This is a genomic window from Pseudolysobacter antarcticus, assembly GCF_004168365.1.
GTDB classification, from domain to species: domain Bacteria; phylum Pseudomonadota; class Gammaproteobacteria; order Xanthomonadales; family Rhodanobacteraceae; genus Pseudolysobacter; species Pseudolysobacter antarcticus.
Genome location: NZ_CP035704.1, coordinates 2,263,825 through 2,276,263 on the forward strand (window position 1 = coordinate 2,263,825; position 12,439 = coordinate 2,276,263).

Below are 12,439 nucleotides of genomic sequence, written 5' to 3' on the forward strand. Positions count from 1 at the left end.
CGTGTGCGTGGATCAGCGCTGACGCGCCTTGAAACGCGGGTTGCTCTTGCAGATCACGAATACTTTGCCGCGGCGGCGAACGATCTTGCAGTCACGGTGACGTGACTTGGCGGACTTGAGTGAGGAGAGGACTTTCATGGGAGATCCTTAAAGGGAGCTGGCGTAAAGCGCGCAATTATAGCGGTAAGTTAACGTTCGATGCAAAGGTTTGCTGGACGGAAACAGGTAAACGCGCTTACAGACCACAAAATTTCTTCTTTCGCGCTTTTCCGCGAGCGCTTCCGAATCTTGTTGAGCAAACGCCATCAAGGCGCAGACAAGGCCTCACCTGACCAACCGCCGCCCAAGGCTCGAATCAATTGCACGCTCGCGCGGCGCTGACGCGTATCGAGATCAAGCGCATCGCGTTGCGTTTGCAATGCCGTGGTTTGTGCGCTGACGACATCGAGATAATTCACTGCACCTTCGCGATAACGGCTGGTCGACAGATCCAGTGTACGCTGCGCGGCAACCACCGCCGCCTGCTGTGCCGAGGAAGCGGTGCGATATTGACTCAGCAACGCGAGATTGTCTTCCACCTGCTGGAACGCCGATAACACTACGCCGCGATATTTCGCGCCGGCTTCGTCCAGCACGGCTTGCGCTTGCGCAACTTCGGCGCGACGTTTGCCGGCATCGAACAAGGTCAGAAACAACGACGGCCCGATCGACCAATACGCATTCGGCGCCTTGATCCAGTTGCCTGAATCGCTACTCTGATAACCGGCAGTGGCACTCAGCGTAATCGCCGGAAAATAGGCCGCGCGCGCGACGCCGATGTTGGCGTTGGCTGCGGCAATGCGTCGCTGTGCGGCAGCGATATCCGGGCGACGCTGCAGGAGCGTTGATGGCATGCCGAGCGGAATTTGTGGCAGATGCAGCTCAACGACTCTTGGCGTAATCGCAAAGTCGGATGCCGATTCGCCGATCAGCGCAGCGATCGCATGTTCGAGCAAAGCGCGTTGCGCCAGAGTTTGTGCAACTTGCGAGCGCGCTGTTTCGAGTTGCGCTTGCGCACGCGCCTCATCCAGCCCGGAAGCAATGCCGGCGGTGTGCCGGGTCTGCGTCAATTGCAGCGCCTTGGTATAGGCGTTGACGGTGTCCTTGAGCAATGCGGCCTGGCTGTCCAGCCCACGCAGCGCAATGTAGTTATCGGCCAGTTGCGTCTGCAGGCTCAGTCGCGCTGATTCGAGATCGGCCTGCGCCGCCTGCGCACTGGCGTTGCCGGACGCGACCTGATTGCGAATGCGCCCCCATAAATCGAATTCGTAATCGAGCTCGGCGCCGACCGTGTTCGAGCCATATTCATTCGGCGACGACGGGCCGAGCACACGCAGCGGCTTGGCTTCCGATTGCCGATCGCGTTGTGTATTGCCGGTGCCGATCAAGGTTGGAAACAAGCCGGAATGCAACTGATCGCTGAGCGCTTGCGCCTGCTGATAACGCGCGAGCGCCGCGGCGATGTCGGGACTGTTCGCGATCAATCGCTGCTGGTAACCGTCAAGATCGGTATCGCCGCACAACGTCCACCAGCTATCGCGTGCGAGCGCATCGGCGGGCTGCGCCTGGGTCCACGGCGCTTCTTCCCTGTAACTGCTTGCGGTTGGAACATCGGGCACTTTCAACGGAGGCGCGAACGAACACGCGCCGAGCGCGAGGCTCGCCGCAATCAGCAGTACGCGCGTTGTTATTGCTGGCATGGACTCAGGCCTTCGGTTTTGCCGGAGCATCTTTTTTTGCCGCGGGATCGGCGACATGCACGACATCGCCATCGGCGATGCCATCGGGCGGACTCTCGATCACGCGATCATCCGCGACAACACCCGAACCGAGTTCGATCACCTTGCCGAGATCGCGTGCGATCGTGACCTGCTTCAGCAACACTTTGTTGTCCTTGCCGACCGTCGCCACGCGCAGGCCCGAAGCATCGAACATCAAGGCGCTGGCGGGCACGTTCAGCGCGGTCAGATCTTGCGGCAGTTGCAGATTCACGTTGGCGAATCCGCCGGGCAGCAGTTCGCTGTTGGCATTGTCGACAGCGAGTTGCATGAGCACGCTGCCGGACGCGGTGTTGACCGCTTGTGCTGAAGATTCAACGGTTGCGGCGTAGGTTTTCCCGGGCTGCTCGGGTACGGAAATTTTCGCCTTGCTGCCGGGTTTGATATTGGTCGTATAGCTTTGCGGCACGCTCACGTAAACGCGCAGTTTTTTGGTATCGGAGATGACAAAAAGTTCTTGTCCGGCGCCGCCGCCGGCGTTGATCAACGCGCCGAGGTCGGTGCTGCGCGCGGTGACGATGCCATCGAACGGTGCGACGATGCGCGTGAATCCCTTCATCGCCAGAACGCGATCGACGTTTGCCTGCGCTGCCTTGACCATCGCCTGCTTGGTCGCGAGGTCGCCGGTTTTTTCATCCGCTTCCTGACGCGAAATCGCATCGGTGCCGAGCATCGATTGCCAGCGTTTTGCAGTGGTCGATGCGAGCGCGGCGTTGGCCTGCGCACTGGCGAGATCGGCCTTGGCCTGCAGCAGTTGCTGATCGAGATCGGGCGTTTCGATTTCGGCGAGCAGTTGCCCGGCCTTGACCGGTGAGCCGATATCGACATTCCAGCTTTTCAGATAACCGCTGACGCGCGCGAAAATCGATGCGCGCGAATACGCTTCAAGTCGGCCCGGCAGGTCGAGCGTGCTCGCTGCACCCGCGCCACCGGGTGCAATCACCGCGACCGTCGGCACGGCCTGGGTATCGGTCCAGTCGCGCAGGCGGGTATCGGCTCGCGCGCGGGAAACAATACCGGTGATGACCACGATCAACGCGACTACGACAAAGACCAGACCGCTGAGGCGCAATGTGCGATGCGAGAACGTGGGAGTGGGGGAATCAGGCGACATGAGGCTCTCCAATGGCAGCGCGCGATGCGGGTTTTTGGCGATGCCGCGCATGCACGATACTGAAAACGACCGGAACAAAAACCAGAGTGGCAATGGTTGCGAAAATGAGGCCGCCGATCACGGCACGGCCGAGCGGCGCATTCTGCTCGCCGCCTTCGCCGAGACCGAGCGCCATCGGCGCCATGCCGATGATCATCGCTAATGCGGTCATCAACACCGGGCGGCAACGCACGAACCCGGCTTCGAGCGCCGCTGCGGTGGCGTCACCGAGTTCATCGAGTTTTTCGCGCGCAAAACTGATCACCAGCACGCTGTTGGCGGTGGCCACGCCCATGCACATGATCGCGCCGGTCAACGCCGGTACCGATAGCGTGGTGTGCGTGGCGAACAGCATCCAGACGATGCCGGCGAGCGCGGCGGGCAGGGCAGTGATGATGACGAACGGATCGCTCCACGACTGGAAGTTGATCACGATCAAAAAATAAATCAGCACGATCGCGCCGAGCAAGCCGAACAGCAGGCCGGAGAACGCGCTTTCCATCGTGCGCACCTGTCCGAGCAGAACCACGGTCGAACCTTTCGGCACATCTTTGGCGGTATCGGCAATGATGCTGCGGATATCCTTGGCGACAGCTGCGAGGTCGCGATCCTGCGTGGTCGCATTGATCTGGATCAGCGGTTGGATATCGTACTGACTGACCAGCGCGTTACCCGACATGCGCGTGAAATTTGCCAGCGCACCAAGCGTTTGCGAGGTATTGCTGGTGCTGCCGCCGACCGAAACATTGGCCAGTGCGCTCATCGAATCGAGCTGATATTGCGGCGTCTGGATCACGATCGGATACGACACCCCATTCGCCGGATTGAGCCAGAAGGTCGGCGCGACTTGGCTGCTCCCGGCCAGATTGACGACGAGGTTGTTGGTCACATCGCGCGTGGTCACACCGAGTTCCTGCGCACGCGTGCGATCCACATCGATATTCAAAACCGGATTCTTGCGCGATTGCTGGATGCGCACATCGGCCACGCCTGGCACGCGCCGGATCTTCTTGAGCAAGGTGTTGGCGTAATCAAAGTTGGCGGTCAAATTGTTGCCGCGAATCTGCAGGTCGATCGGCGCTGGCGCACCGAAATTCAGGATCTGGCTGACGATGTCGGCGGGCGGAAACGAGAACGTCGTGTCGGAAAATTGACGCGGCAAAAGTTCGCGCAACGCTTTGACATATTCGGCGGTCGGGCGATGGCCTTCCTTGAGTGCGATCTGGATGTCGCCATCCTGCTCGCCCATGATGCCGGTATTGTTGTAGGTGAGGTTGATGCTGCTGATGCCGATGCCGATGTTGTCGACCATCGTGGCGATTTCGTTGGCCGGAATCACTTTGCGAATCGAGGCTTGGATGTTGGCGAAACGCGTCGCGGTTTCCTCGACTCGTGTGCCGACCGGCACGCGTACGTGCATGAGAATCTGGCCGCCATCGACCGACGGGAAAAAGTTGCTGCCGAGGAACGGCACCAACGCGAACGAGGCCACCACGAACGCAAGAAAACCAAGCACAAATAAACGCCGATGCAGCATCGTCAATTCCAGCAAGCCACGATAACTCGCACGAAAACGCTCGAAGCGATGTTCGAAACCGCGCTGGAAGCGCACCAGCGGATTGCGCGATGGTGGCAACGCACCTTCATCGTGATCATCGCCGCGAATCACATGTGGCTTGAGCAGATACATCGCCATCGTCGGCACGAGCGTGCGCGACAGCAAGAAAGAAATCAGCATCGCGAACATCACTGCTTCGGCCATCGGCACGAACAGGAATCGCGAAACGCCTTCGAGGAAAAACATCGGCACGAACACGATACAGATGCACAGCAGCGAGACGAACGCCGGCACCACGATCTGATCGGCGCCATCGAGAATCGAGTTCTCGACGTCCTTGCCGTGTTCGAGATGCCAGTTGATGTTCTCGATCGTCACCGTCGCATCGTCGACAAGAATACCGACCGCCAAAGCGAGGCCGCCGAGCGTCATGATATTGAGCGTTTCACCGATCGCAGCGAGGCAGACGATGGCGCCGAGAATCGACAGTGGAATCGACACCGCGATGATCACGGTCGAGCGCCAGCTGCCGAGAAACAGCAGAATCATGATGCTGGTCAACGCCGCCGCAATGATGCCCTCGACCGCGACGCCGCTGATCGCCGCGCGCACGAACAATGACTGATCGTTGATCGGCGCGATCTCGAGATTTTCGGGCAGCGTGGGTTTGATTTCAGTGAGCTTCGCCTTGATGCCGGAGACGATCGCCAAGGTCGACGTTGCGCCGTTCTTGAGTACCGACAGCAGCACCGAGCGGCTGCCATCGACATGCACCACGTTGGTCTGCGGAGCGTTGCCGTCGCGTACGTGGGCGACATCGCGAATGTAGATCGTCGCGCCGTTCACCACTTTCACCGGCAGCTCGCCGAGCTGCTCGATTGCCGTCGGCGCGTTGTTGAGTTGCAGCGTGTATTCGAATGTGCCGATCTTTTGCGTGCCGACCGGCACGATCAGGTTTTGCGCGGCGAGCGCGTTGGCGACATCTTGCGCTGCCAAGCCGCGCGCCTGCAGCGCCGCTGGATCGAGATCAATCTGCACCTGGCGGCTCTTGCCGCCGAACGGATACGGAATCGCTGCGCCGGGCACCGTCACCAGACGCGTGCGAATTACGTTCACGCCTAGATCGGCCAAGTTCTGTTCGGACAAACCTTTGCCTGAAAGCGCGACCTGCAGGATCGGCACTGTCGAGGCGTTGTAGTTGAGGATCAGCGGCGGCGTGGTGCCGGCCGGCATCTGTTTCACCACCGATTGCGATACCGCGGTGACCTGCGCATTTGCGGTCGCGACATTCACGCCGGGCTGGAAAAAGATCTTGACGATACCGAAGCCGGCATACGACGTGGCTTCGATATGTTCAATGTCGTTGACGGTGGTGGTCAGCACACGCTCGTACAGCGTGGTGATGCGCCCGGCCATCTGATCCGGTGGTAACCCGGTGTACTGCCACGCCACTGCGATTACCGGTATGCGAATCTCGGGGAAAATATCGGTCGGCGTGCGCACCGCCGTCAACGGTCCGATGATCAGCAGCAGCAGCGCGAGCACGACAAATGTGTAGGGGCGTTGCAGCGCAATGCGTACGATGCCTAGCATGCGAGGTTCCGTGTGGCTGAATAGGTGAGCGAAATCATGGGATCACGCTGATGTTGTCGAGCTGGGCGCAAGTATGCCGCTACGCTGCGTGCTCGTCGGCAAACTTTGCAATGCAAAAGCGAGCATATTTTCTCTGGCTGAGAACGAGGTTGCACACTTCCTTGATGCGTTCGCGACAGCAAAGCTTGGCATGTGGGCAGCGGAAACGAGATCAAGGTTTATACCGACTCGGGACGGCAGTTTAAAGTTCAACAGATCTTGGACTTGATCATCTTATGCTGCGCCCGCACTCAGCGACAAGTAAATTATTGTTAGCTCAGGAAACGAGCTGGGATATGGTGATACGGTGGCAAACGCCAAATATCCATTCGCGCATTGACACAATTCGTGTGGCTTTGCAGTAGAGTTGAAACATGCAAAGAATCCATCATCCACGTAAAGAGCAAATCCATCTGGCCGGCGTGCTCGATTCGTTGAGCGATCCCACTCGACTCGAAATCGTGCTGCGTCTGGACACGCTCGGCGAGGCCACGTGTGCCGAGTTTCTTGATGCCTGCAGCAAGACCAATCTCACCTATCACCTGCGACGTTTGCGTGAAGCGGGTGTCACACGCGTGAGTCCGGTCGGCACGCAGCGTTTTATTTCGTTGCGGCGCAAGGATCTGGATACGCGTTTTCCTGGATTGCTGGAAATGATTATCGGCTTTGCGCGCGATGCAGCGTCTGCGGATACGTGATCGGCAATCCTGAAGCGCGCGACCGGGTTGCCGGGTACGATGCGCGCGAAAAACACGTAAAAGTGTTCCAAAGTGGCACACCAATTTCGAGCGATCAAGATTCCTCGCTAGACTGAACGCTCTATGCATTTCAGTTAGCGTGTGGCGTATCAGTGTTCTCTTGTCACCACATTCTGTCATCCCGCCGAAAAGTGATTTTCATGAGCGAGTCAGCGCCCGGCTGGGCGGCAAATACGATCAGTGCGCTAAACGGCATGTTCGGCGATTATCTGCTGCGTCGTGGCAATGGCCTTGCGATCGGCATGGCGTTTTATTCCGGCAATCAGCCGCTGCAGCTGTCATCACAAGCGATCAGTCACGCGTATCCGCAGGCTGGCAACAGGATTTGCGTTTTTGTGCACGGCTTGGCCTGCAGCGAAAATATCTGGAGCTGGCGCGAGGCGAAAGATCACTTCGACAAAAAAACCGCTGTCGATGTTTCGTATGGATCGCTGTTGCAGGCGGAACTCGGCTACACGCCGTTCTATCTGCGCTACAACAGCGGTTTGCCGATCGCAAAAAACGGCACTGATCTATCGACATTGCTGACCGCGTTGCTCGCCAACTATCCGTGCGCCGTCGATGAGATTGTATTGATCGGCCACAGCATGGGCGGGTTGGTTTTGCGCGCGGCATGCCAACAGACTAATGCCGAACCACCGCCGTGGCTGGAGAAAGTATCGCGAGTGTTTTATCTCGGCACGCCGCATAGCGGAGCCGATCTGGAAAGACTCGTGCATGCGACCGCGCGCACCTTGCATGCGGTGCCAAATCCGATCACGCGCTTGATCGGAGATATTCTGGATACACGCAGCCAAGGTGTGAAGGATTTGCGTCGTGGTGCGCCGTTGGCTGATGAGAAGATTTCGCGCGTCGCCTGGTTGCCGACCGCGCAGCATTATTTCATGATGGGCACGATTACCGACGATCCATCGCATCCGGTCTCGCGTTTGCTGGGTGATGCGCTGGTGCGCGTGCCGCGCGAATCGGCAGCGACTAATGCGATGTACGATGTTTCGCATTCACGCGTATTTGCGGGCGTACATCATCTTGCGTTGGCGCATGATCGCGAGGTGTATGAACAGATCAAGGTTTGGTGCAGCCACCCATGAACGAGGAGAAAAACATGCGTATTCCGATCCAGCAGTTGCGCGGCGCGAAAGATCTGCTCGAAGATGTGGTTAGGGCAACGGTAAATGCCAGCGAATCGTTGCAGCAAAAAATCGTGCGACAGCCGTACGCGCTGTTGCAGCGCATCGACGCCATCGCTGCGCCGGTGCGCAAAATCGAATCCGTGCAGGCCACGATTACGCAAACGATTTACGGCACGATTCGATTCGTGACTCGTGGCAGCGTAGGCCTTGCCTCACGCTTGCTCGACTTCGCCGAACGGAACGCGTGGGGTCGGAAATAAATACGTAAAGTCCGCTTTCGAGAGCAACCAGAGTGCTCTCTGCTCGATCGGGATTTTGCAGTCGAAAATTCGGTTGCCACCCACAACTCCGAATCATCCCCCATCAGACGCAAGCGCCTGACGACGGCATAGGATTCTCTGCCGATTTCGTCACGATTTCGTCGCGTCCGAATACCTGCAGTCCGCCGCCCTCTGCTGCGGCCGATCATGCGCGCGCTGAGGCTAGACCAAGGTCGGCTATGGGATATTGTACTGGCGCGTATCATCATGCCGGTGTCTGATATCCGCGGCACAAACTCCTATTTCCGTTACATGGACGTAACTACGCGTCGCATCGTCCAGGGGGAAGTATGGCAAACGTATACGGTACGAATAACTCCGCATCACCCGTTGCTGCAGCAGGTTTTCTCGACAAGGAAAGCACCATCGCCGGCCCGGGTTTCAATCGCTGGCTGGTTCCGCCCGCGGCACTTTGCATCCATCTGAGTATCGGCATGGCGTACGGTTTCAGCGTGTTCTGGACGCCGCTGACCAAGGCGCTGGGCATCACCAAATCGCAATCCTGTCCCGACGCCGGAATTTTTGACCTGCTTACCAGCACGAGTTGCGACTGGACTCAGACCGCGCTCACGATCACGTTTTCGTTGTTTATCGTCGCGCTCGGCCTCGCGGCAGCACTGTGGGGCGGTTGGCTCGAAAGAGTCGGGCCACGCAAGGCTGGACTGGTCGCCGCGTTGTGCTGGAGCGGTGGACTCGCGTTCGGCGCACTCGGCATCTGGCTGCACCAACTCTGGATACTGTGGCTCGGCACCGGCGTGCTGGGCGGCATCGGTCTTGGCATCGGCTACATCTCGCCGGTGTCGACCTTGATCAAATGGTTTCCGGACCGGCGCGGCATGGCGACCGGCATGGCGATCATGGGTTTCGGTGGTGGTGCCATGATCGGTACACCACTGGCGGATCGCATGATCAAGTATTTCGCCACAGCAGATTCCGTCGGCGTGTGGCAGACCTTTCTCGTTCTCGCAGTTATCTATCTTGTGTTCATGACCGCGGGTGCACTGGGTTATCGCGTACCGCCGACCGGCTGGAAACCTGCGGGCTGGGTGCCGCCGGCCAAACTCGCCAACGATGCCATGATCACGCGCGGCCAGGTGCACCTGAATACCGCGTGGAAAACACCACAGTTCTGGCTGATCTGGATGGTGCTGTGCATGAACGTGACTGCCGGCATTGCGGTGCTCGCGGTGGCGGTGCCGATGTTGCAGGAAGTATTTGGTGGCCGACTGCTCGGACTCGATATCGGTGTCGCGCAACTCAGTGCCGATCAGCTCAAGCAGATGTCGGCGATCGCGGCGGGCTTTGCCGGACTATTGAGTTTGTTCAATATCGGTGGCCGGTTTTTTTGGGCGTCGTTGTCGGATCGGCTCGGACGCAAGGTCACCTACGCGATTTTCTTTTTGCTCGGCATCGCCCTGTACGCGGCCGCGCCATCGATGGGACACAGCGGCCAGGTCGGATTGTTCGTCGCGATTTTCTGCGTGATACTGTCGATGTATGGCGGTGGTTTCGCGACCGTACCTGCGTATCTTTCGGACATGTTCGGCACGCAGTTCGTCGGCGCGATTCATGGACGTCTGCTCACTGCTTGGTCAACCGCAGGCGTGATCGGCCCAGTGCTGATCAACTATATTCGTGATGCGCAAATCGCTGCGGGCGTGCCCAAGGCGCAGGTCTATGATCGCACCATGTATATTCTCGTCGCGCTGCTGCTGATCGGACTGATCTGCAACCTGCTGGTGAAGCCGGTAGCGAGCAAATATTTCATGACCGATGCGCAGATCGCCGAAGCCCGATTGAAAGCGCACGAAACCGCTGCTCCGACGACATCGTCGAGTTCGGCGCCCAGCGGTTTCAGTTTTGCGGTGTTGCTGGCGTGGCTCGTTGTTGGCATTCCGATCGCGTGGGGCGCATGGATGACGCTGCAAAAAGCCGCGGTACTTTTCTAATTTCAGACGACAACAGGAGACGGCTTTGGCACGTCCGGCAATACCGATTCAGCTACGCAATGAACCCGAAAACAATTTGCCGCCGGATCAATCGGCGGTGGTTTCCGATGTTTTGCATCGTCTGAAAGGTATGCCGGGCGCGTTGTTGCCGATTTTGCATGGCGTGCAGGATGCGCTCGGTTACGTGCCACCGGATGCGGTGCATTTGATCGCGGTGGCGTTGAATATCTCGCGGGCCGAAGTGCATGGCGTGATCAGTTTTTATCATCACTTCCGCAGCAAACCGGTGGCGCGGCATGTACTGTATGTTTGTCGTGCCGAGGCGTGTCAGTCGATGGGCGCGGTCGCCCTCGAAGCGCACGCGAAAAAGACTTTGGGAATCGAATTTCACGAGTCGACCGCCGATGGTGTGTTTACGCTGGAGCCGGTGTATTGCCTCGGCAATTGCGCGTGCTCGCCGGCAGTAATGCTGGATCAGGAACTGCACGGCCGGATGACGGTCGAAAAATTCGATAGCCTGATCCAGGCGACGCGACGAAGCGTATGAGCACCTCCAACACCAGCATTCGCATTTATGTGCCGCGCGATGCCTCGGCACTTTCACTTGGCGCCGAACAGACCGCCAATGCCATCGCCGCTGAGGCCACGCGCCTTGGTGCCGACATCCAGATCGTGCGCAATGGATCGCGCGGATTGTTCTGGCTCGAACCCATGATCGAAGTGGAAACGCCTGCGGGTCGTGTCGCTTACGGGCCGGTGCAAGCTGGTGATGTCGCCGCGCTGTTTGCAGCGGACTTTCTGCACGGCGGCAACCATGATTTGAGCCTGGGATTGACCGAGGACATTCCGTATCTGAAACGCCAGCAACGCCTGACGTTCGCGCGCGTTGGCATAACCGATCCCGTCAGTGTCGAAGATTATGTCGCGCATGGCGGGTTTCGTGGCCTCGCCGCTGCGCTGAAAATTTCGTCCAGCGATATCGTGCAGCAGGTGACGGATTCCGGTTTGCGCGGACGCGGTGGTGCGGCATTTCCGGCGGGCATCAAATGGAAAACCGTATTCGGCGCGCAGTCCGAGCAGAAGTACATCGTCTGCAACGCCGACGAAGGCGATTCCGGCACGTATGCCGATCGCATGATCATGGAAGGCGATCCGCTGGTGCTGATCGAAGGCATGATCATCGCGGGTATCGCCGTCGGCGCGACACAGGGCTATATCTATTTACGCAGCGAATATCCGCACGCATTTCGCGTGCTCAACGAGGCGATTGTTGCGGCGAAAAATGCAGGTTATCTCGGTGCCGGAATTTGCGGCAGTGAGCATGATTTCGAACTCGAAGTGCGCCTCGGCGCAGGTGCGTATATCTGCGGCGAAGAAACCTCGCTGCTCGAAAGCCTCGAAGGCAAACGCGGCCAAGTGCGTTTCAAGCCGCCGTTGCCAGCGCTGAAAGGTCTGTTCGGCAAGCCGACCGTGGTCAACAACGTCATCACGCTCGCGAGTGTACCGATCATTCTCGACAAGGGCGCGGATTTTTATCGCGACTTCGGCATGGGCCGTTCGCGTGGCACGCTGCCGTTTCAACTGGCGGGAAATCTCAAGCAGGCCGGCTTGGTCGAGTGCGCATTCGGTTTGACCTTGCGCGAGATTCTCTACGATTTCGGTGGCGGCTCGGCAACAGGAAAACCGATTCGTGCGGTGCAGGTTGGTGGCCCGCTCGGCGCGTATATGCCCGAATCGCAATTCGACACGCCGCTGGATTACGAGGCGCTGGCCGCGGTCGGTGCGATGCTCGGCCACGGCGGCATTGTTGCGTTTGACGACAGCGTCGACATGGCGCAACAGGCGCGTTATGCGATGGAATTCTGTGCGATCGAATCCTGCGGCAAATGCACGCCGTGCCGGATCGGTTCCACCCGTGGTGTCGAGGTGATCGATCGCATCATCGCCGATCAGGATCACGCTAAAAACATAACGCTGCTACGTGACCTTTGCGATACGTTGCTGGCCGGATCGCTGTGTGCGCTCGGTGGCATGGTGCCGTTTCCAGTGACCAGCGCACTCAATCATTTTGCCGAAGATTTCGAGCCGCGTGTTTTGCGTGCGGCGAGCTGAGGAATAC

The 12,439-nt window shown here is 58.7% G+C and carries 10 protein-coding genes; 6 read left to right on the plus strand and 4 right to left on the minus strand.

All coding sequences use genetic code 11. The features are described from left to right. Positions 1 to 12: 12 nt before the first annotated feature. The 4 genes from ykgO to ELE36_RS09590 all read right to left on the minus strand — a co-directional run bounded on the left by ykgO (position 13) and on the right by ELE36_RS09590 (position 6,121). Positions 13 to 138, minus strand: coding sequence for a type B 50S ribosomal protein L36 (gene ykgO / locus ELE36_RS09575; RefSeq protein ID WP_092410730.1), 126 nt, complete (start codon positions 136 to 138; stop codon positions 13 to 15). A 167-nt stretch (positions 139 to 305) separates the two neighbouring features. Beyond that, a complete protein-coding gene (locus ELE36_RS09580) occupies positions 306 to 1,739 on the minus strand; it encodes an efflux transporter outer membrane subunit (protein ID WP_207215898.1) in 1,434 nt (477 codons plus the stop codon). 4 nt (positions 1,740 to 1,743) lie between these two features. Then, positions 1,744 to 2,931: an efflux RND transporter periplasmic adaptor subunit gene (locus ELE36_RS09585; protein WP_129832854.1), complete on the minus strand. Its 1,188-nt coding sequence runs from the start codon at positions 2,929 to 2,931 to the stop codon at positions 1,744 to 1,746. Further along, the gene (locus ELE36_RS09590) at positions 2,921 to 6,121 is read right to left on the minus strand and encodes an efflux RND transporter permease subunit (RefSeq protein ID WP_129832855.1); all 3,201 of its coding nucleotides are present in this window, start codon (positions 6,119 to 6,121) and stop codon (positions 2,921 to 2,923) included. The genes ELE36_RS09585 and ELE36_RS09590 overlap by 11 nt, the downstream gene beginning before the upstream one ends. 413 nt (positions 6,122 to 6,534) lie before the next feature. Between ELE36_RS09590 and ELE36_RS09595 the strand changes: the two genes are divergently transcribed. From ELE36_RS09595 to ELE36_RS09620, 6 genes are all read left to right on the plus strand, one after another. Continuing rightward, positions 6,535 to 6,858, plus strand: coding sequence for an ArsR/SmtB family transcription factor (locus tag ELE36_RS09595; protein WP_129832856.1), 324 nt, complete (start codon positions 6,535 to 6,537; stop codon positions 6,856 to 6,858). 200 nt (positions 6,859 to 7,058) lie between these two features. Continuing rightward, positions 7,059 to 8,009 (plus strand): esterase/lipase family protein, encoded by a 951-nt coding sequence (locus ELE36_RS09600; protein WP_129832857.1) that lies wholly within the window; start codon positions 7,059 to 7,061, stop codon positions 8,007 to 8,009. Positions 8,010 to 8,023: 14 nt separating this feature from the next. Next, positions 8,024 to 8,311 carry a hypothetical protein gene (locus ELE36_RS09605; RefSeq protein WP_129832858.1) on the plus strand — a complete coding sequence of 96 codons (288 nt, stop codon included), beginning with the start codon at positions 8,024 to 8,026 and terminating at the stop codon, positions 8,309 to 8,311. Between the two features lie 350 nt (positions 8,312 to 8,661). Then, positions 8,662 to 10,320: an OFA family MFS transporter gene (locus ELE36_RS09610; protein ID WP_129832859.1), complete on the plus strand. Its 1,659-nt coding sequence runs from the start codon at positions 8,662 to 8,664 to the stop codon at positions 10,318 to 10,320. 25 nt (positions 10,321 to 10,345) lie between these two features. Next, positions 10,346 to 10,867, plus strand: a complete 522-nt coding sequence (locus ELE36_RS09615) for a formate dehydrogenase subunit gamma (protein WP_242512405.1) — start codon at positions 10,346 to 10,348, stop codon at positions 10,865 to 10,867. Beyond that, positions 10,864 to 12,432 (plus strand): formate dehydrogenase beta subunit, encoded by a 1,569-nt coding sequence (locus ELE36_RS09620; RefSeq protein WP_129832860.1) that lies wholly within the window; start codon positions 10,864 to 10,866, stop codon positions 12,430 to 12,432. Before ELE36_RS09615 ends, ELE36_RS09620 begins: the two co-directional genes overlap by 4 nt. Positions 12,433 to 12,439 lie beyond the last annotated feature (7 nt).

What these genes read in the sequence shown, in the direction of transcription:
- ykgO (WP_092410730.1), bottom strand. Translation starts at nt 138, where the DNA reads ATGAAAGTCCTCTCCTCACTCAAGTCCGCCAAGTCACGTCACCGTGAC.
- ELE36_RS09580 (WP_207215898.1), bottom strand. Translation starts at nt 1,739, where the DNA reads ATGCCAGCAATAACAACGCGCGTACTGCTGATTGCGGCGAGCCTCGCG.
- ELE36_RS09585 (WP_129832854.1), bottom strand. Translation starts at nt 2,931, where the DNA reads ATGTCGCCTGATTCCCCCACTCCCACGTTCTCGCATCGCACATTGCGC.
- ELE36_RS09590 (WP_129832855.1), bottom strand. Translation starts at nt 6,121, where the DNA reads ATGCTAGGCATCGTACGCATTGCGCTGCAACGCCCCTACACATTTGTC.
- ELE36_RS09595 (WP_129832856.1), top strand. Translation starts at nt 6,535, where the DNA reads ATGCAAAGAATCCATCATCCACGTAAAGAGCAAATCCATCTGGCCGGC.
- ELE36_RS09600 (WP_129832857.1), top strand. Translation starts at nt 7,059, where the DNA reads ATGAGCGAGTCAGCGCCCGGCTGGGCGGCAAATACGATCAGTGCGCTA.
- ELE36_RS09605 (WP_129832858.1), top strand. Translation starts at nt 8,024, where the DNA reads ATGCGTATTCCGATCCAGCAGTTGCGCGGCGCGAAAGATCTGCTCGAA.
- ELE36_RS09610 (WP_129832859.1), top strand. Translation starts at nt 8,662, where the DNA reads ATGGCAAACGTATACGGTACGAATAACTCCGCATCACCCGTTGCTGCA.
- ELE36_RS09620 (WP_129832860.1), top strand. Translation starts at nt 10,864, where the DNA reads ATGAGCACCTCCAACACCAGCATTCGCATTTATGTGCCGCGCGATGCC.